Annotated in this window: 15 protein-coding genes and 3 pseudogenes; 7 read left to right on the top strand and 11 right to left on the bottom strand. The window is 70.4% G+C overall.

All coding sequences use genetic code 11. The features are described 5' to 3' along the window. Nucleotides 1-40: 40 nt before the first annotated feature. Nucleotides 41-457, bottom strand: coding sequence for a Rossmann-fold NAD(P)-binding domain-containing protein (locus ABEB13_RS02100; protein WP_345703993.1), 417 nt, complete (start codon nt 455-457; stop codon nt 41-43). A 229-nt stretch (nt 458-686) separates the two neighbouring features. Then, a complete protein-coding gene (locus tag ABEB13_RS02095; protein ID WP_345703992.1) occupies nt 687-1,124 on the bottom strand; it encodes a hypothetical protein in 438 nt (145 codons plus the stop codon). Between the two features lie 387 nt (nt 1,125-1,511). Between ABEB13_RS02095 and ABEB13_RS02090 the strand changes: the two genes are divergently transcribed. Next, the gene (locus tag ABEB13_RS02090) at nt 1,512-1,712 is read left to right on the top strand and encodes a hypothetical protein (RefSeq protein WP_345703991.1); all 201 of its coding nucleotides are present in this window, start codon (nt 1,512-1,514) and stop codon (nt 1,710-1,712) included. A gap of 73 nt (nt 1,713-1,785) precedes the next feature. On the opposite strand, the gene ABEB13_RS02085 is transcribed toward ABEB13_RS02090, so the two are convergent. After that, nucleotides 1,786-2,055, bottom strand: a complete 270-nt coding sequence (locus tag ABEB13_RS02085) for a hypothetical protein (protein WP_345703990.1) — start codon at nt 2,053-2,055, stop codon at nt 1,786-1,788. Nucleotides 2,056-2,344: 289 nt separating this feature from the next. Between ABEB13_RS02085 and ABEB13_RS02080 the strand changes: the two genes are divergently transcribed. Both ABEB13_RS02080 and ABEB13_RS02075 read left to right on the top strand, forming a co-directional pair. Further along, the gene (locus tag ABEB13_RS02080) at nt 2,345-3,451 is read left to right on the top strand and encodes a hypothetical protein (RefSeq protein ID WP_345703989.1); all 1,107 of its coding nucleotides are present in this window, start codon (nt 2,345-2,347) and stop codon (nt 3,449-3,451) included. A 160-nt stretch (nt 3,452-3,611) separates the two neighbouring features. After that, nucleotides 3,612-4,145, top strand: a complete 534-nt coding sequence (locus ABEB13_RS02075) for a hypothetical protein (protein ID WP_345703988.1) — start codon at nt 3,612-3,614, stop codon at nt 4,143-4,145. A gap of 41 nt (nt 4,146-4,186) precedes the next feature. Here ABEB13_RS02075 and ABEB13_RS02070 read toward each other — a convergent pair whose 3' ends face one another. Next, a complete protein-coding gene (locus ABEB13_RS02070; RefSeq protein WP_345703987.1) occupies nt 4,187-4,417 on the bottom strand; it encodes a hypothetical protein in 231 nt (76 codons plus the stop codon). Nucleotides 4,418-4,899: 482 nt separating this feature from the next. Between ABEB13_RS02070 and ABEB13_RS02065 the strand changes: the two genes are divergently transcribed. Then, nucleotides 4,900-5,136: a hypothetical protein gene (locus ABEB13_RS02065; RefSeq protein ID WP_345703986.1), complete on the top strand. Its 237-nt coding sequence runs from the start codon at nt 4,900-4,902 to the stop codon at nt 5,134-5,136. A gap of 356 nt (nt 5,137-5,492) precedes the next feature. Here ABEB13_RS02065 and ABEB13_RS40195 read toward each other — a convergent pair whose 3' ends face one another. The 7 genes and pseudogenes from ABEB13_RS40195 to ABEB13_RS02035 all read right to left on the bottom strand — a co-directional run bounded on the left by ABEB13_RS40195 (nt 5,493) and on the right by ABEB13_RS02035 (nt 16,977). Then, on the bottom strand, nt 5,493-6,488 hold the full coding sequence (locus tag ABEB13_RS40195; RefSeq protein ID WP_425559850.1) for a lipase family protein: 996 nt from the start codon (nt 6,486-6,488) through the stop codon (nt 5,493-5,495). A gap of 248 nt (nt 6,489-6,736) precedes the next feature. Continuing rightward, nucleotides 6,737-7,273, bottom strand: a pseudogene (locus ABEB13_RS40190) (HdeD family acid-resistance protein); the annotation flags it as partial. 953 nt (nt 7,274-8,226) lie between these two features. Next, nucleotides 8,227-8,649 (bottom strand): annotated as a pseudogene (locus ABEB13_RS40185) (winged helix-turn-helix domain-containing protein); the annotation flags it as partial. Nucleotides 8,650-10,285: 1,636 nt separating this feature from the next. After that, on the bottom strand, nt 10,286-11,029 hold the full coding sequence (locus tag ABEB13_RS02050; RefSeq protein WP_345703985.1) for a gamma-glutamyl-gamma-aminobutyrate hydrolase family protein: 744 nt from the start codon (nt 11,027-11,029) through the stop codon (nt 10,286-10,288). A 42-nt stretch (nt 11,030-11,071) separates the two neighbouring features. Beyond that, on the bottom strand, nt 11,072-12,580 hold the full coding sequence (locus ABEB13_RS02045) for an aminopeptidase P family protein (protein ID WP_345703984.1): 1,509 nt from the start codon (nt 12,578-12,580) through the stop codon (nt 11,072-11,074). 656 nt (nt 12,581-13,236) lie between these two features. Then, a complete protein-coding gene (locus ABEB13_RS02040; RefSeq protein WP_345703983.1) occupies nt 13,237-14,211 on the bottom strand; it encodes a LysR family transcriptional regulator in 975 nt (324 codons plus the stop codon). Nucleotides 14,212-14,940: 729 nt separating this feature from the next. After that, a complete protein-coding gene (locus ABEB13_RS02035; protein ID WP_345703982.1) occupies nt 14,941-16,977 on the bottom strand; it encodes a CocE/NonD family hydrolase in 2,037 nt (678 codons plus the stop codon). A gap of 629 nt (nt 16,978-17,606) precedes the next feature. On the opposite strand from ABEB13_RS02035, the pseudogene ABEB13_RS40180 reads away from it, so the two are divergent. The 3 genes and pseudogenes from ABEB13_RS40180 to ABEB13_RS02020 all read left to right on the top strand — a co-directional run. Continuing rightward, nucleotides 17,607-17,735: pseudogene (locus tag ABEB13_RS40180) on the top strand (helix-turn-helix domain-containing protein); the annotation flags it as partial. A gap of 173 nt (nt 17,736-17,908) precedes the next feature. Next, on the top strand, nt 17,909-18,163 hold the full coding sequence (locus ABEB13_RS02025; protein ID WP_345703980.1) for a type 2 periplasmic-binding domain-containing protein: 255 nt from the start codon (nt 17,909-17,911) through the stop codon (nt 18,161-18,163). Further along, entirely contained in the window at nt 18,121-18,576 is a 456-nt protein-coding gene (locus tag ABEB13_RS02020) for a LysR substrate-binding domain-containing protein (RefSeq protein ID WP_345703979.1), read from the top strand. The genes ABEB13_RS02025 and ABEB13_RS02020 overlap by 43 nt, the downstream gene beginning before the upstream one ends. Nucleotides 18,577-18,624: the final 48 nt, after the last annotated feature.

The following is an 18,624-nucleotide window of genomic DNA, read 5'->3' as shown; positions in this document are numbered from 1 at the left end:
AGCGCGAGTGCAACGACGCCCCGATGGTGTGCGACAGCCGCTACCGGACCGCCTCCGGTGCCGTGGCGGACGCGGTGGCGACCGCCACTTCCAGGGGATCACGAAGGGGGCGGCCCAGGATGTCGGCGAGGTCGGGGCCGGTACCGTCCAGGAAGCCGTGCCGGATGCCGGTCGCGATCGAGGCAAGCATGGGCGGTTGGAAAGGCAGCAGTCCCGGCATCTCGTGGAGCCGGCGCCGGTACTCGCCCAGGTCGATGGTCCGGTGCGGTACCGCGAAGCGGTCGGCCACGTCTGCTGCCGTGATCGGCGTGCCGACCAGATCGTAGGTGCGTTCGCTGTGTTGGGCCGGATCCGCCGCGATGACCGCTGCGGCCTCGGCGAGATCCTCGCGGGCGACCGCGGCCAGTCCTCGGCCCGGCAGATCGCCAGGTGCAGAGCCATCTCCTCGCCCGTGCACCCGGGCACCAGATCCGTTCCGGCGTCCAGGTCCGCGGCCAGGTCGTCGAACGTGCGGGCCATCTGCCTCCGCCAGTCGGCTCCCTGGTGGAACGTGACCCGCGGCAGGCTCGCGAACAGTCCCGCCGCCTTCGCCGTCAGTCCCTCATCGCCCAGCGCCGCCGCCTCCGCCCACGCCGTGGCGGCCAGGTCATCCAGCGCCAGGCGCAGCACCGCCCGGGTCCGGGCGGTCAGCGTCCAACCGCCTTCCTCGCCGTCAAGGTCGTCCCAGGCGTCCTCGTCGTCCACATCGGGCAGGGCGCGGCCGCCGGAACGGGAACGCTCCTCCAGTAGCCGCTGCACCCGGTGCGCGGCCTCCTCCGGGGCGGCCATCGCGGTGTCGATGATCCGCAGGTCCTCACCGAACTCCTCGCCGGCCAGCAGCGCCCCCGCCTCGTCCAGCAGCACGGCGCCGGCCACGTCGGCGCCGGCGCGGGGAGGACCACGGCGGAGCCGTTGTCTGCGAGCCGGTCGATCAGACTGGAGACCAGCGAGGCGGCGATGAGCGGATCGGCCCACGGCCCGGACAGCTCCAGGCCCTCGACCACCAGGACATTGCCCGCCATGTCCACCGCGGCCTCGAACTTGGCGCTGAACGTGCCGTCCGGGTCCAGCAAGACCGACGACACGCCGCCAGGAAGGCCCCCTCATCCCCGAGGCGCTCCCGCAGGTTCCCCGACCGCCAGTACAGGCCCCGCACCGCGCGCAGCACCCCGACCCGCTCCCCGCCGGCCCGGACCTCGACCACCCACCGCTGCACACCCGGCGCCGCCGGATCCAGCAGCCCATGCACATGCCGGAACTCCACCTCCAACACCGCCGGATCCGCCGCCACCGCCAAGGGACCGCCCACAACCCACCCCTCACACCGAGCTCCACCCCGCTCGCGGGGCAGCCGACCGATCAGCCTAGAGGCCGGTGCCCTGCCCGCGCGGTCCCTCGAACCGGTGACGCAGCCGGCGCCCGCGCGGGACCGGGGGCGTTTGCGGATCCTACGGGCGGTCACACTTGCGGGCATGAGTGGTGATCGTCGCCCGCTGGGCCTGCCGGAGTTCTCCACCCCTGCCACCGACCGGCCCGCCGCCAACGAGCGGCGCGCCCTGCCCCCGGTCGACCGGGCCCTGTTCCTGCCGCCGCCGGCCGCAGAGCCGCCGTCCCCGGCGCCCGCACGCCGGCCACTGGCCGACGGCGGCGTGGTGTTCTCCAGCACCAGCTGACCTTCTGTCACCGGCCAGCGCCTCCGGTGCGCCCCGCATGGGTGGACGGCATACAGGCCTGCGGGCCGGCAGATCACGACTCCGCCCGGGCAGGAGCCGAACCGGGTTCCCCGGAGGCCACCGGCAGCGGCCTGGCCAGGTCCTGCAGCGCCTTGAGCTGCTCCGCCGTAGCCCCGCTGCGCACGCCTTGCCGCACCGCTGCATCGTTCCGCCAGCCCCGGATCTCGGCGAGCAGTGCCGGAAGGACCGGCATCACGTGCCGTACCACCGCGGCGATCGCGGCCGCCGTCGCGGCCCACGGGGAGGCCGCTGCGAGCTGACCAAGGACGGCATCACCGGGCACCTGAGGCCTCCCGGCAGCGTTCCGGCCGATGGCGGCCCCGCCCCCGGCGCCGCGGACACCGCCTGGTTCCAGTCTCCGGCCTGTCGGCGGCCGCCTTTGCTTCCGTCTCCATGCTGATCCTTTCCGACGGTCCCACGACCGTCTCCCGCGATCAGGTAAGCAGTGCAAAAGTCCTGGTCGCAAAGCCTGTTGACCGGTTTGCAAGTTATCGCGCACCTAGCTGGGAGTACCTCGACCGGATCGCGTGATGACGCCTCTGACGCGAGCACCGCGCACTACGCTGCGCGGCATGAGCAAGGAGCCGAGAACCGGCCTGGAGACCTCTGATCTGCTTAGGGCAGCCACCGGCGCCGGGTACAGCGTCAGCGAGCGGATGCTGGAGATCTTCCGCAGCCAGGGACTGCTCCCGCACCCCGCCAGGGCGGGCAACCGCGGACGCCGTCCGCTGTGGCGGTACCCGAAGGGCACGGACGGGCAGCTGCTACGCCTGCTGGCCTGGCGGGAGCACACGAAGGATCCCCGGGTGCTGCACGTGGTGCTGTGGCTCGACGGGTTCCCCGTCGCGACCTCGGCCGTCCGCGAGGCGATCACCGCCGTCCTGCGCGAGGTGGCAGCGGGCCTGGACCGGGAAGTCGCAGCGGAAGCCGAGCGACTGAGCCTCGACCCCGAGGCCGACCGCGGTCAGGCCCTGGACTCCATCGCAGCCCGGTTCGCAGCCAAGCGCACGGACCAGGCGCTTCCGCGCAGCGTCCGGATCACCGCGGCAGAGCGTGCCGAGGCTTTCGCCTCGCTCACCCGGCTGACCGTTCTGCGAGACCCCGGCGAGACGACGGAGGAGCATGCACTGACCGTCGAAAGGGCACTCGGTATCTCGCCGGGTCGGCGCCAAGGCTTCGGCGACGCCGGGCCGTGGCTGACCGGCCCGGCCCGGGACCTCTTCGACGCTGCCGACTTCATCTCCATGCCGAGCACGACGCAGGCCGTTGAGGCGGCAACGAACGAGGAGCTGGAAGCAGCGCGACCGACTGCAGCCGCGTTGTTCCAGTACCTGCCGATCGCGGCCCGGGCCGTCGGAGCCCTGTCACAGAAGGAGAACCACGCCGGAATGCAAGGGCCGGCCGCGATGGACGACGACCCGAAGCTCGCCGTCCTCCTGGTGCCCGCCGTACTGGGCTTCAGACGCGCTGGATGGCAGCAGAACCTTGACACCATCACCTCAGCCCTCGAACCGTACCCGGCCCTCCTCGCCGACCTGTTCACAGTGCTGGACATGCCGCAGAGCACAGTCCAACGCCACCTGAGCAGCCAGCCCGCCGCCGTCGTCCAGCAGGCCAACACCCTCATCAACGCCGCCCTCGACGGCAAACTCGCCCTGGCACCAAGACCGCGAACCTGAGAGGCAACAGACCCGGCACGACCCACACCCCGAAGCCGACCCACCGCCCAGCCGACCGGATGCCAGGGCAGGCACAGCCCAGCAAGGCCTGGCGCGACTACCACGCTGCCGGTCGACCGGTCCGCCGGAGAATGTCGGCAGCGGAAGCTACCGTGCCCTTGTGAACGCCGATGCCCCGTCCCACCTGCCGGTGGAGGACCTGGTCGACCAGGTGGTCGATGCGATGGTCCGCACCCGGGAGTGGACGGCGGGCCGGCTGCTGCTCGACGAGCTGGAGCACCGTGGCGAGGACGCGGTGTGGGAAGCCGCGCTGCTGCTCCTCGCGGTGCTGGCGAGTGGCCCGGTCTACGGCCTTCCCGAGCGCGCCGGAGTGGACCACCTGCGGGCGGTCGCCCGCTCGACACCGGACCCGGTTACGGCGCTGGTCCTGGAGCTGCAGGCCGAGCACCGGGACGCTGGCCAGGCGGCCGCACGCGAAGTGTGGGAGCAGGCGGACACCGAGGTCCGCCAGGCCGGGCTGCTGCAGCTGCTGGTCGTGGTGTGCTCGGCGGTCGGCTCCGACCACGGTCGGCTCCGACCACGGTCGGCTCACCCCCGAGCAGACCATGGCCCTGACCAAGGAACTCATCCGGTCCGGCCCACCGGATGCCTCGCGCACCCCGGTGCCGCCGTCCTGACCGCCCGCCGGGCTTGAGGCATGACCACAGCGGTAGGAACGGGGCAGCAGCCGGAAGGTCAGCTGGAGTAGATGCCGCCGTCGTGGACCTCGACGCACGCCCACACCTTCGGGGTGTCGGTGAAGGAGCCGCACAGCTTCCCCCAGGAGACCTCGATGTCGGTCCACTCGGCGGTGATCTGCCCGCCCCGCGCGGTGCCGGTCATCCGTGCGTGGATCTCGACCTGCCGCTCGCCCTCGTGCAGGACCGCGGTCGACCGCGCCACCGTGCCCGGATTGGTCCAGGTCACCGTCAGGCGCCGAGCCCAGTCATCATGCCCGTCGATGCTGATGCACACCTGCGGCCCCGACCAGTTGTGCGTACAGGCATCACTGCTGCGCCGCCCCATCGCGCCAGCCGGCGCCGCGGTGGCGAGCAGGGCGGCCGCGGCCGTAGCCGTGAGCGCGCACCCCTGATGATGACCCGGTGCATCCGGTACCCCTTCTCCCGTGCTGGGCCCGCCGGGCTGTCCTCGGTGGGCACTGGGGATGAACGAGGTGGAGGCGGGGTTGTTGCGGGGTGGTCACTCGGGTAGCTCACGGCGCAGTGGAAGCCGAAAGGCCGCTACCTGCATGTGACGGCGTTCCAGTGCTTTCTCAGAGCCGCAGCAGCCTACCGCCTGCCCGGCCGGCGCGTGCCCTTCCGCGCAGGTCACACCGAAGGGCAGCAGGTTCCAGCAGCAGATGAGATAGCCGTCATCGGCGGGATCGACACGCACACCGAGTCCATCAGGTGGCGGTCATCGACGGCATCGGCCGCCACCTGGCCACCGAGCAGTTCGAGACCGGCCCGGACGGCTACCGGGGGCTGCTGGACTGGCTGCGGTCCCACGGCGAGGTCCTGGCCGTCGGCATCGAGGGGACCGGCGCCTACGGCGCCGAGATCGCCCGGTTCCTGACCGCGTCCGACATCGCGGTAAGCCTGCCTCGTTGTTTCCCCTTGTGCTGCCGATGCCCTTGGCCAGGGTGAGCCGGGGTCGGGTACCTCGGCGGGCACGGCCGGGCGCGCCCGCCAACTCTTGCGGACCGGCGACTCCCGGTGGCGACGCTGGCAGGCCATCGATGCCCTGAGCGCGTGGAGCCGTGACTCCACCGGCCCGGCGGCGACAACGTCAGCCCCTGGGTCGAGGGCTTTCCCAGGGCCGGCGACCGACTGGAGCCCTGCCCCTCGGTGGGGCGGTACTGAGGACGGCGAGGCGGTCGGCGACGACTTTGCTCGCCGAGTTCGACGATCCGACCGGTGTCGAGTTCCCGGTTGTCTTGTTCGACGACAGCGAGTCCGGCGCGGGCGCTCGGGTTCGATGCTGATTCGCAAGAGGCGATGGGTTAGGAGCAGGTGTCCGGGGCGGGTTTACCGGCGAAGCGGTCCTGAGTCCAGGTCACCAGGAGGGGGATGAGTGCGGAGTCGGGGGCGACGACGCCGACGTGGTCGCGGCCTGGGAATGTGCGGTAGTCGATGGTGTCGCCGCGCTTGCAGGCCTGCTGGACGAACCCCTGCTGGACGGCGGGCAGGACCAGGGCATCGTTCTCGCCCTGTGCGATCAGCAGCGGCGCCTGGATTTGGCCGGTGGGGGTGTTCTCGCGCAGCCTCGCGCCGCTGGCCCCGGTGGCGGGATCGGTGGCGAAGATCGGCTTGTCGGCCAGCAGGGAGGACACGACGGAGACGAAGACCTCGGGTTCGGCCAGGCAGCGGGAAGCGTGGCCGCGGACCTGGGCCTGGGCCTCGGGCCGGATCAGGCGGTTGAAGGAGACGTCCGGGTAGGTCTGGCTGTACGCGGTGACGATGTAGGACGCGAAGATGCTGCCGCCGGGGACGGTGTTGAGGTTGGAGACCAGGCCGGTCAGGTCGCTGGCCGGCGCCAGTGCGGCCACACCGGCCAGCGGCACGTCAGAGGCGTAGGTCGGCTGGAGCTGGCCGGTCCACAACGCGGCATGGCCACCCTGGGAATGGCCCCAGACCGCCGTCTGGTCGGAAAGGTGCACCGTGGCCAGGTGCCGGGCGGCGCGGACGGCGTCCAGGACGGAGCGCGCCTCGCCCTGCCCGACCAGGTAGGGATGCGGGCCCGCGGTGCCCAGGCCCGTGTAGTCGGTGGCCACCAGGACCCAGCCATTCGCGACGATCTGGTCCAGCGCGGGCAGCGCCCCGCCTCGAACGGCTTCTGAAGGAGTGAGGGCGCGCAGGAGGAGGCGACGCCGGTCGTCCCGTGCGCCCAGGCGATCACCGGCCGTGGCCCCGCTGGGGCACTGCGGGAGACCAGGACGATGCCGGAGGCCACCGCCGGGACACCGTCGTCGCGCGTGGTCGTGTAGAGAATCTTCCACGCCTGCGCCGAAGCGGGAACGGCTCGGGTGAACGGCTCCGACCGCAGCAACGCCCCCGCAGTGGCGGGCACGGACGCGGGCCGGGTGTAGAAGGCGGTCGGCGAGGGCGAGGCGCGGTGCAACGCCGCGCTGAGCGCCAGCAGCGCGAGCGCCACAACCAGCGAAGCGGCCATCGCAGCAGTGCGCGGCCACCCGTGCAGCCAACCCCGCCCTCCGCCCACCCCCTCGTTCTCGCGGCGCCCGCCCTCGTGCGCCGCCCGCACCGCCTCGACGATCCGCGCGCAGCCGAACACGAACGTCCGTGCCCCGAACACCACCGCGACCACCAGCAGCGTCACATCTGGCCAGGCCAGCGCCAGACAGCCGAACACCACCGACGCCAACGCCCCGAGCACATGCGCAGCCCGCTCGTCCCCGCGGCCACGCACCGCACCCACGAGCCGCGCCATCCCGCCGGCCACGAGCGCGAGCCCGACCACCAGCGCCAGCACACGCAGTGTCAGCCCCGGGAACACCGCCGCGACCAGCGCCGTGACCAGCCACAGGACGCCCACCGCTACCGTCCATCGCGCAGACCGCGACCTGCACGCGGAGGCCAGGTCAGCAACCCCCGACACAGCCAGCACGATGACGATGAACAGCCGCAGCACCGACAACGAGGTGAACGGCTGCAACACGATCACCGCGCCAAGAACAGCGCAGGCCACACCGAGCAGCAGGACCAGCCACCAGGGGGCTCTCTGCCCCCACTTTCGCACGGCGGACAAACCTCGTGTATCAGGCATCATGAACAAAAGCTATGAGGTGATCGCGCCAGTGCCACGCCGCCGCGCTTACGCGGCCGCAGCAGGCCTTCGCCACCAGAAGCCCCGACCGCTCACCCGCGAGTGTCGCCCCGCGCAAGGAGGATGGTCACCTCGGGGGACGGCTCAAAACGGCGGACTGAGCACGGCCTGGGCGCTGGACATGATCGCGGACGACACCAACCCGGCGGCACATCAAGGACGGCGACACCGTCGCAGAGGAGGAATGACCGGCGATGGACGCCATCGACCGCGGGCTGGTACACGCCCTGCAGCCCGTCCCCAAGACCCTCCCCGGCCGGATCAACTTCCTCGTCCGCCGGCACCCACCCGCGCGGTCGCCGCGATCAGCGTCCCGATGCGGTCCGTTGAGCGGTGGCGCAAGTCGCCGGCATCGGCCACGACAACGCCCGCAAGGTCGACGCCGTCCGCGAACGCTGGCAGCCCCACGTCCGCGAAACCGCGGAGGCCGCGGCTTCCCCGTCGAGGTCATGGCCTTGTTCGGCTACACCTCCGCCGGCCAGAGCACCGACGATCCCCGCGAAGGCATCGTCACCCCCGCGGCTAGTTCCTCGAGTCGGGCCGTGACTCCTGCCGCTTCGGGGCTCCTGCATCGGTCATGCCGATCACCGTAAGTGCCCAGAACGGCAGGTATCACCGGGTTTGGCGGTTCGCGGGCTCATGCTGCAACGCCGATCTGTTCAGGTGCGGATGGCTGGCGTGCGGGTGGCGTGCCCCCGGCGGACGGCGCGGTGAGCTCCCTGGTGAGGCGTTCTTCGTACTGGCCGAGCAGGAGCACGGCTCCTAGAAGCGCGGGGAGTAGGAAGAGAGCGAACACAAGCATGTGAACCTCCCGGCTGGGGGTGCTCACCGTTCGTTTCGGCGTTCCGGTTCGTCGGCCGGGCCACCTCCACGCTACGGCCCGGGGTCCGGCGCGGCAATACAGGGACCTGCGGGGTGAAGCCGAGCCGGCGCATCAGCCTCGTGGCCCCGGAGACGCTGTAGGAGACGTGGAACTTCCTCCCGATCAGCACGGCCACCCGGGCCCCGGTCCACACCTGGTCCTCGTCCCAGCCGTGCGCGGCCGGACCCTGGTCCAGGTACTCGGCGAGTTTCTCCTGGCAGCGCGGGGACAGCTTGCACCGGTTGCCGCCCGGACCGCGAGAGGCCAGCGCCCCGGACCCGTTCTCCTGCCACGCCCGCTGCCATTGCCACGCCGATTTCCGGCTCACCCGCAGCCAGCGGGCTACCTCGGGCGGCCTGACCCCCTCGGCGAACAACCCTGCGGCCTCCAACCGCACCCTCTCGCGGCGCCGACGTGCCTTCGCCGTCAGCCCGCCCCCATCCGCATAGCGCATACCGAACGCGGTGGCGGCCAGGTCCTCCAGCGCCAGGCGCAGCACCGCCCGCGTCGACTCTGCCCCCCGCTGCCACCCACGTCACCGTCCTGGTCCGCCGCGGCATGTCCGCCCGGGACATCGTCGACGCCTCCGGCAGGCGCTTGACTTTTCGCATGGAGCTACTTGCCGCCGATGCCGGGCGGGGGATGGTGACGCACTTCGGCGCGCCGTCGTTGGCGCCCACCCAATGCAGCCCGTTGCTTTCGCTGTAGCGGTAGAGGTGTTCCGGCTCCGCCTGATCCCACGGGACCCGGGGTCCACTCCTGGACCGTCTCTCTGCCTTCGGGCGTCCAACCGGTGAACTGTCGAAGGTCCAGGGGTGGGGTCCCGCTGCCGGGGTCCAGGGCTTCCGCCCGAAGCGGCGACGGCGAAGGACCCCTGACAGCTTGTGGCCCGTGCCATTTGGCCTGGGTAGCGACGTAGCGCGCCGGTGACAGGCTCGTGGACGGTGGCCGGTCGAGCGTGTGGATGCTCATCGTGGCGGCCTCCCGGGGAGGCCGCCACGATGGTGGACCGTGATGAGGGCACGGCCGACCCTGCGCTCTCCGACGCGCGCCGGGGGGCGTCGCAGTGCGCTGCCTCCCGTCCGCACGGGAGGACCGGCCCGGCGACCGCTGTGGGACGGTCGCCGGAGAATGTGAATCTGCTTCGTTTTGCCAGGGGCCCGGCCTCGCCTTTGAGGCCGGGCCCCATGTGCGCCGCCATGGGACGGAGCAGCGCACCGGCAGCGGGCCGGTCCCTCGATCCGGGCCCGCTGGGGAGTCCCGTCGGACTCCAGGTGTCCCGCTCGACCAGGCGGGACGTGGACCTGGCGGCTGCCTCAGGAACTACCAGCCGCCAGGAGTGGATGTGGCCTTGGCTGCGTGGGCCGCGGCGAAGAACGGGGCCAGTGAGCGTAGGGCTGTCCCGGTCGGAAGCCTCACGTCGGACCCGGGCGGCCTTGCTGCAGCCGCGTAGATGCGCTGTACGGCCCGTAGTACCTGGGCCGCCGGCCACAGGTTGCCGCCTCCGTCGGGTTCGACCAGCCAGCAAGCGCCGGGGGCTCCCCGGCCGGCCGCAGGCGGTCGGCCGGGGAGGGCGGTGGAGCGTCCCGGCGGTGGGCACTCCAGCACGCCGTCGCACAGCCGGGTGCCCAGGCGTCTCGGCACCTGTATGGCGTTGGTCGGCACGAAGAAGTCCACGGTTCCCCGGTGGATGCTGTGCAGGACGGGGCAGGGCGGGTGCGGATGGCCGAGGATCTCAAGGGCGTGAAGTCCGAGGCCTGCGCTCACACTGAGGACCGCGAAGGCATGGATCGGTACGGGTACCAGCCGCCCGGCGATCCAGCCGTCCAGACAGGAGGCGGGATCGGGGTGGAGCCCGGCGAGCCAGCGCATGCCGGCCGCGTTGGCCGGTGTGGTCACCGCCGCACAGGGCGCCGCGCGGTGACCGCCCGGCAGGCTCCGGGAGTCCGCGGCGCGCTGGTGCGTGGGCCCTGAACCGCCTGGGCCGGCCTGCTGGTCACCGTTGGTGGCCAGGGCGGCGTCCGCGGCCGGCTGCGGGATGCCTTCGGGGGAGGCGTTGCGGTCGCGGGGCCGGTCGGAGAGCAGGTGTCTCAGGACACGAGTTGCGGCCGCCGCGCCTCTTCGGCGGTTGCGCGCAGCAGGGCTGCGACCACCCGGCGGTCTGTCCCCATCTCGGGGTGCCACTGAACTCCCATGATCCACGGTACTTCCCTGCCTTCAATCGCTTCCACGGCTTCGATCGTCCCGTCGCCCGCATGGGCGCTCGCCCGAAGGCCTGCGCCGAGGCGGTCCACCGCCTGGTGGTGATAGGTGGCGACCGCGGTGGTCTCCGGTACGAGCGAGTGGTACAGCGTCCCGTCGACCGGGGAAACGGGGTGTGAGCTGTACATTCCTGCCACGCCGTGCCCGTGCCCCTCCAGGTGCTGTACGAGGGTGCCACCGAAGGCCACGTTGATCAGCTGCATCCCGCGGCAGATGCCCAGCAGCGGGGTCTTCAGGGCCAGGGCTGCCGCGATCAGGGCAAGCTCCCAGGCGTCCCGGTCGGAGGCCGGGGGATCGGTGCGCAGGTCGCGCGTCGCGCCGTAGCGTTCGGGGTCGACGTCCGGGCCGCCCGCGATGACGATGCCGTCAAGGCCGGCCACGGTGGCCCAGGCGGCTGCGGGCTTGTCGGGCGGGAGCATCACGGCGATGCCTCCCGAGGCCTGCACCATGCGGATGTAGGGGGTCGGCAGGAGGACGGCGGGCATTTCCCATGCGCGCCAGCTCGCTGAGGGCTCGACGTAGGTGCTGATGCCGATCAGCGGCTTGCCGATGGCTGCTTGTGTGGATGACATTCGTGTGGACCGGTGCCTTTCGGGTCGTGGGTCGGCGCAGGTTCACGCCTGGCCGGTGCGCAGGGAGGCCATCCAGGCCTCGACGTGGTCGGAGCGTCGCGGCAGTGTGGCCGACAGGACGCGGTGTCCGCCGGCGGTGACGAGGATGTCGTCCTCGATGCGGACGCCGATCCCGCGGTACTCCTCGGGGACGGTCAGGTCGTCGGGCTGGAAGTACAGGCCCGGCTCCACCGTCAGGCACATGCCGGCCTGGAGGTTGCCGTCCACGTAGGTCTCGGTACCGGCCGCGGCACAGTCGTGGACGTCCAGGCCGAGCATGTGCCCGGTCCCATGAAGGGTCCAGCGGCGCTGCAGGTCGAGCGCGAGCACCGTGTCGACGTCCTCCGCCACGACACCCCAGGCGACGAGGTGCTCGGCCAGGACACGCTGGGCGGCGTCGTGGATGTCCCGGTAGCGGGCACCGGGGCGGATCACGGCCAGAGCGGCCTCCTGAGCCGCGTGGACCGCGTCGTAGACGCGGCGCTGCACGTCGCCGAACCGCCCACCGATCGGCAGGGTGCGGGTGAGGTCGGCGGTGTAGAGGCTGTGGGTCTCCACACCGGCGTCCAGCAGCAGCAGGTCGCCGCGGCGAAGGGCGCCGTCGTTCCGGGTCCAGTGGAGGGTGCAGGCGTTCGCGCCGGAGGCGCAGATGGTGTTGAAGCCGACGTCGTTGCCCTCCACTCGGGCCCGCAGGAAGAACGTGGCCTCGGCGTAGCGTTCGGTGGTGGTCTCCGCCCGGTCGAGGGCACGTACGACGTCCTCGAAACCGCGCACGGTCGAGTCGACGGCGCGCTGGAGCTCGGTGACCTCGAAGACGTCCTTCACCAGGCGCAGCTCGGCCAGGTACTCGACCAGTTCCTCGTTGTGCGCGGGCGCCCAGTGGTCCGCCAGGTCCCGGTCCAGGGCTGCGTCGTGGCCGGGTACCAGGCGCACCGGAGCCGGGGCGCCCAGCAGCGCCTCGGCCAGGCCGTTGATGTTCCGGCAGGGGATGCCGAGGGTGTGTGAGCTCTCCGCCAGTCCGCGGCGGCGTCCGGTCCACAGCTCGCCGGAGCGGCCGTCGAGCCAGAATTCCCCGCTCTGTCGGCTGGAGCGTGCCGGCAGGTACAGGGACTGTTTGTGTCCGCCGCCGGGAGCCGGCTCGAGGACGAGGACACCGCCCTCGGTCTGATCGCCGGTCAGGTACACGTATTCGGTGGCAGCCCTGAAGCGATAGCTGGTGTCGTTGGAGCGCCTCTTACGGCTTCCGGCGGGGATCACGAGGCGTTCGTGAGGGAACCGTGTCGACAGCGCGGCCCGGCGGCGGGCAGTGTGGTCCGCCTGTCCGGTGGGCCGCGAGCCGGCTGGCTCGCCGGGGGAGCCCCAGCCCGCCTTCATGCCCGACAGAAGCTGGGCGGACGGGTTGCCCCACAGGCCGTTCTTGCGCTGCTTGATCGGCCGTGCCGCGGGTGGGGCGGTGGCTGCTCTTGCGGAACCGTCGATCGGGCGGGCATCCGGAAGAACGTTTTCGGGCATGGCACGCCATCCTCGGGTAAGGGATTGGATGCGGAATTCCGATACTGCGGTACGGGTACCGGGAGTTTCCGAACGGTCCGTAGTCGGGGCCCGCCGGAACGGGTGCGGAAGAAAATCCGCCTGCGCTGCTGTGAACCGGAGGACGGTTCTGGGCCTGTGGGGCTGCTGTCTGCGGGGACTACGTAATCAGAAACTTCCCCAAGCCGTCAGCAATCGATATCAGACATATACCCCATGCCGGGGTGAAATCCTCCATGTCAACTGGTCATAGCCGCCGGCCGGAAGCTGCTTTCGGCGATCGTCCGCGAGCGAATGCCGACTTCGGTGTGTGCGCGAAGCCGTGCCGGGCTTCCCGGAGACGACTGACCGATGGGCCCGGATGTGAAGCCGCCGATCATTGACTGCGGGGCCTGACCGGATGGGCGGACCCTGGCGCAGGCGCGCGTGGCCGTGATCGGGAGCCGGCGGCTGCGAGTGCCGGTGGGCCGAGGCGTGTGGCACCACGGTGAACCCGCACGCGTTCTGCCCGTCCAACCCGTGGCCCTCCTCCGGACCATTCGCTCCGAGCGCGCTTGATGGTGGGGCACGGCCCCCGGCATGTGTCGAACGCGATCCCGCGCGGTGGTGAGGACGAAGTAGGCGTGCGCGGTGGGGCTTCAGTCCACCGCGTTGAACAGGGACGGGCTCCGGTCCAGGCCGCCACGGCGCGTGGCCCAGGCAGGGTGGGCCGGCGATTGCCGCATGGCCTCCCGGTGGGCGTCCCGTGCCGTTTCTGCGAGAGCCGGCCCGTGCGGGGCCACGGGGCTGTCTCGACGCCAAATGAGAAGGTGGCGCATCCACAGCGGATCGCCCCGGAGGGGCTTCACGCTGGTGTTCCCGTCCGCGGCGAACGACGCCTGGCATGCCGTAACCGCCCGCCCCGTGGCCACCAGTTCGCGGCGCAGCGCAGTGTCGGACAGCCTGTAACGGCCCTTGGGGTGGAACCCTTCTGCGGCGCAGACGTCGTAGAGGTGTTCCGGCCATCCCATGCCGTCGGAGTGCGGCACCACCCACTGCTCGTCGGCCAGGTCCGAGAGCCGGATCTCGTCCGAGTCGGCGAGAGGGTGATGCGCACTCACAGCAATGAAGATCGGTTCTACGGCGATCGTGGCGCACTCCAGCTCGGGCCGCCGATCCATCAGGTGGCCGGGGTAGTCCGCGACCAGGGCCAAGTCGAGGCGCTTCCCGACCACCATGTCGACGAGCGTGCCGATGGCCCGTTCGGCGTGGACTGTGACCTGGGCGTCCGCGTCCAGTTCCGAGAGCCGGTCCAGTAGCCCGCCGAGCCACGGTGGCATCGTTCCACCGAATCGCAACCGACCGAGCGCACCGGCGCCGGGCTTGTAGGCGAGGATTTCGTCGATATTGGCCAGCGCGGCTCGTGTCCGGGCGAGGATGAACTCTCCGAACGCGGTGGGTGTGGCCCCTTGCCTGCCGCGGCGGAAGATTTCCCCTCCCAGCTCCTCCTCGATGCGCTGCACCTGCTTGGTGAGAGTCGGCTGAGATACGCCCATGCTGGCGGCGGCACGAGTCAGGCTTCCGTGCTCGAAGATTGCCTGCAAAATACGGAGGTGGCGCAGCTCGAGGTGCATTGGAACATGGTAGGCGCCGAAAGGTCCATCGGAACAGTGGCCAGATGGCGCACGATTTCGGCCTCTCTGCCTCGGCCCCCTGTATCTTCCGGCGCGCGAAGAAATGCTATGGCCAATTGGAATGATCCAGCGGACTCATCGGGAGCGCTCCGCACAAAGGAATGCGTCGTCAGGGCTGACCGGGCGGGACACGCAGGTGGCCGGGGCATCGCCGAAGACGTCGCCCGCGGCGTCGGACCGGTTCCTCGCATCGCCTGCACGGGGTGCAGCCCATGGGGACAGGGCCAGGAAACGAGCCTCTTTCCCTTCCCCGTGAGCTGTGCACGCCCGGCCGGGACCAGCCGGGTTCGAGCGAGGCGGCCTGGCGCCGCGGCCAGGCGGGTCCTGGCCTGCGACGCCGGCGACCTCAGTCGATGCCACGGACGATGTGCGGGTCCGCGCAGTCCTCGGCATCGAAGCCGGGCGGCATGGACCGGACCGGCGTCGCATCATCGGCCGGCACAGGTGGGTTGTCGCTCGCTGTGACGTCAGCGGCCGGCACCTCTGGCAAGGGAGCCCTCCTTTCTCTGGACAGATTCCCACGATGGGGAGAAGTAGGTGAGCTGCGGTGCAGCAGCAGACGTCCAACTGCTTTCGCGGACGGCGCAGGCGGACCTGACGTGCTGACGACGCGGGCGGCCGGCCGGGGTTCGAGCCCCGGCCGGCCGCCCGCGCCTGGTATGCGGGTGATCACCCGCCGAGTGCCGCTCCGCCTGCCTTGACGGGCAGGGTCACCGAGCTGAACTCGGTACGGGCCGTCAGCGTGGAGCTCTCGGTCCCCGAGGTGCCGACGTAGCGCGGCGTGTACTTCTTGTCCGAGGAGACGAGGACAACACCGAGCTGGTGGCCTGCCGGCACGGTGTATTCGGTCGGCTGCCCCTTCCACTGGAACTGGTGGACCGACCCGTCCGTGAGCAGGGAGGTGGTGCTGTCGTTCATGTAGTTCCGGCCGTCGAGCCACCCGCGGGCGACCACACGGAAGTTCGGGTGACTGGTCGGGTAGTAGATCCCCGTGGTGTAGGGGGCGGAGCATCCGGTGTTGGTCCCGTCCGCCACGCCATCACACAGTGTGGCTTGCCCGCTGGTGCTGCCGCTGTACGCCGTGTACTTCTGCGGCCCGTAGTCGACCAGCAGCGCAGTCAGGTAGGGCGAGGGCCCGTTGAGTGAGGCGTTGACGCTGAAGGAGGGGAAGCCTTCGAGGGTGACAGCGTCGGTCAGCTTCGGCGTGATGTAGGCCAGCGAGTCGGCATTGCTGGCCCCGTTGGGGTCCAGCACGCTCTCGGTGTCGATGGCGTCGCCCTTGTCGGTCATGGACTGGCTGACGCTGAGCCCGCCGTATCCGCTGCTCAGGGAGCCGTCGGCATGCATCTTCAGCGTCACGTTGGTGGCCTCCGGCGCGGGCCAGGAGCTCTGAGTGGTCCAGCCGCTGAGGTCCGGCTTCTGAACGTCGACCTTGGGCTCGTCCATGATCCCGTTGTCGAGGTTGTAGAGCCAGTGGTCGTACCACAGGTGCATCTGGCGGACGTACTCGTCGCGCCGCAGCTGGTAGGGCCGCATGTGGGTGCCCTGGAAGGTCCAGAGCTTGCTGGGGATGCCGTACTGCTGCAGCGCCTGCCAGTAGGAGAGGGTGCCTTCCGGACGGACGGTCTCGTCCCTGGTGCCCTGGATCAGGAAGACGCTGGCCTTGGTGTTCATCAGGGCGTTGGAAGAGGCGTAGTTGCGCTCGTTCCAGAAGGCCGTGCGGTCGCCGCTGTTGAAGGCGACCTTGTCGGTCAGGTTGGAGGCGATGATGGCCTTGCAGGCCGCACGGCTCGGACCCGAGTTGACGAAGGTGGCGAGGTTGTCCAGGTCGTAGCCGTTGGCGCCGCCCGGCGCGACGGGCATGCCGTTGGAGCGGCTGTAGCGGTACCAGTCCGGGATGCCCGCAACGGAAACCACCGTCTTGAGGCCCTTAACGCCGGAGGCCGCTCCTTCGACGGACAGCGCGCCGTCGTAGGACTTGCCCTTGAGCGCGACACTGCCGTTCGACCAGTCGGTGGCGGTGACCGGGTTGCCGTTCTCGTCGGTGCCGACGGCACTGCCATTCAGCCAGTCGACGGCTGCCTTGACGCCGGCCTGCTCGTTGCTGCTACCGGGGTTGGGACAACCGGTGGACTTCCCCGTGCCCAGAGCGTCGAGGTCGGCGACCGCGTAGCCACGGGGGACGAAGTAGTTGTCGAACCACGATTCCCACGTCATGTCCCACATGTCGGCCTTGGCCGGCACCGGCGCCGCGCCTTGCGGGAGATTGACTGCCGGGACGTCGGGGTCCTGGTTCGGGTCCGCGTCAGGGAACAGCGCTGAGAACTGGTCCGCGAAGTACTGCGCGATGGAAGGGGTGCCGTCCGATTTGAGCTGGGTCTCGTGGTACGGGAGACGGTCGCTCTGTGTGTAGTTGTAGGGGCTCGGTTCGATGATCGTCGGCACCTTCACGCCGGCAGCGGTGTGGGGCCGCTTGAGCCGGAGCTGCACCGTGTCCGGATGACCGTCCTTGTCGGTGTCGACGCCGGTCTGGATGTTCACCTTGAGGGTGATCGCATCGGACATGCCGTACACCGGCTGCGTCTCGTTGTTCTGGACGAGGGCGACCGGCGCCGGGTCGGCTGCGGCGGCGTTGACGGCGGCGAGAGATGCGAGGAGCGCACCGGCGGCCGTCACGCCGAGGAGTCTTGTGGGGAGGCTTCTCATGGCTGGAGGGTTGCAGCTGATTGAACCTCACCGACACTTCCAGATTTCCATAGCCCGATGGGGAGTCGGACGGGAGCATGTGGCTCAGTATCCGCCGGCGCACACCCCATCTCGAGGGGTGACCCACGTGGGAGGCATCCTGTGCTTTTGCACGCAATATGCTGGCGGTTCGTCCGGATCCTGCGACTCCGCACGAGGTCGGAGCGGCACAGTGAATGCTGCCGCGCCCGACAATCGGAAGGACGCGGAGCGTTCTCGATCCCTGGGACGGCTCAGGGTGGAACAAGAAAGATTTCGACACGTTGTGGGGCGCCGGGGAGGGGACGCAGCGGCGGACGCCGCCGTCAGGGGTCATTCAGCAAAAGATGAAGGTGTCTTTTCGTCTCCTCAGCCCCGGTGCAGAGCTGGATTGCCCGTACCCGTTCGGTGACGTACGGGTACGGCTCCCCACCGGAAGCCAGGCTGCAGGCCATCCCGTCGGGGGCGGATGGCCCGCCGAGTTGCCTGCGACTCCGCCCGGGCGGCCCCGCGTCATCCCCTTGCGCCGGCCGGCGGATGTCCCGTTGGCGGGCATGTTCACCGGTGTCCGGATCCTGTCGGTAGCGCAGGTTCTGCCCTAGGCTGGCCAGGTGCATCTCGAATTGCGGCACCTGCGCATCTTGAAGGCGGTGGCCGATCACGGAAGCCTCACGCGGGCGGCAGCCGCGCTGGGCATCTCCCAGCCGACGCTCACCAAGCAGGTCCAGCGGATCGAGGAGGAACTCGGGGCGCCGGTCTTCCTCCGGGGCCGGCAGGGCGCCCAGCCGACGGAGTTCGGCGCATTCGTCCTCGCCAGGATCAAGGCGGTTCTGACCAACATCGACGAGATCCTTGCCTATCGCCCTCACCGCGGGGACTTGGGGAACGTGCGCTTCGGAGGCACCATGCCGCCGTGGATCGGAGGGTCGTGGACTGGCTCGCCGACCTCGACTCCGCCACCAGTGTCACCGTGCACGCCGAGCGGGCCATCGGCACCCAGGTCGAGATGGTCGTCGCCCGGCGCATGGACCTCTCGCTGGTCGCCGACTACCCGGGGCACGTCCTGGAGCCGCAGCCGGAACTGGTGTGCAGGACCATCGCGGTGGAGCCCGTCTTCATCGCCCTGTGCACCAGCCACCCCTGGCGCAACAGGAGGAAGTCGACCTGAACGACCTGGAGGACGAGATCTGGGTCATTCCCCACTCCGATGGCATGGGATGGCCCGAGCATCTGCACGACGCCTGCGCGGCCGCCGGCTTCTACCCCAACAACCGTTACCCTCTGTTCGATACCGGTCTACGTCGCGAGCTGGTCGCCACCGGACGCGCGGTCACCGCCTGTCAGGCAACCGTGCGGGCCGACGAGAACGTCGCGGTCCGGCCTATCCGGGGCAATCCCCTGTGGATGCGCCACCTCATGCTGTGGCGCCGCGACAGCGCCATCGCCGCCTACGGCGACGACCTGGTGCGCGTCGCCCAGCAGGCGCACCAGGCCGCCGTGGACAACTCGCCCGCCTATCATGCATGGGTGCAGCGCTACGGTCAGTCACCGGCGGAGTCCGAGCTGTTCCATAGCTCCTGAGGGCTATGGAATTTTGGCAGCTACACACGGAATGTATTCGGTGTGAAG

This window comes from Kitasatospora paranensis (assembly GCF_039544005.1).
Lineage (GTDB): Bacteria > Actinomycetota > Actinomycetes > Streptomycetales > Streptomycetaceae > Kitasatospora > Kitasatospora paranensis.
The sequence above is the reverse complement of the archived record's forward strand: the minus strand, read 5'-3'. Positions and strand labels throughout refer to the sequence as shown.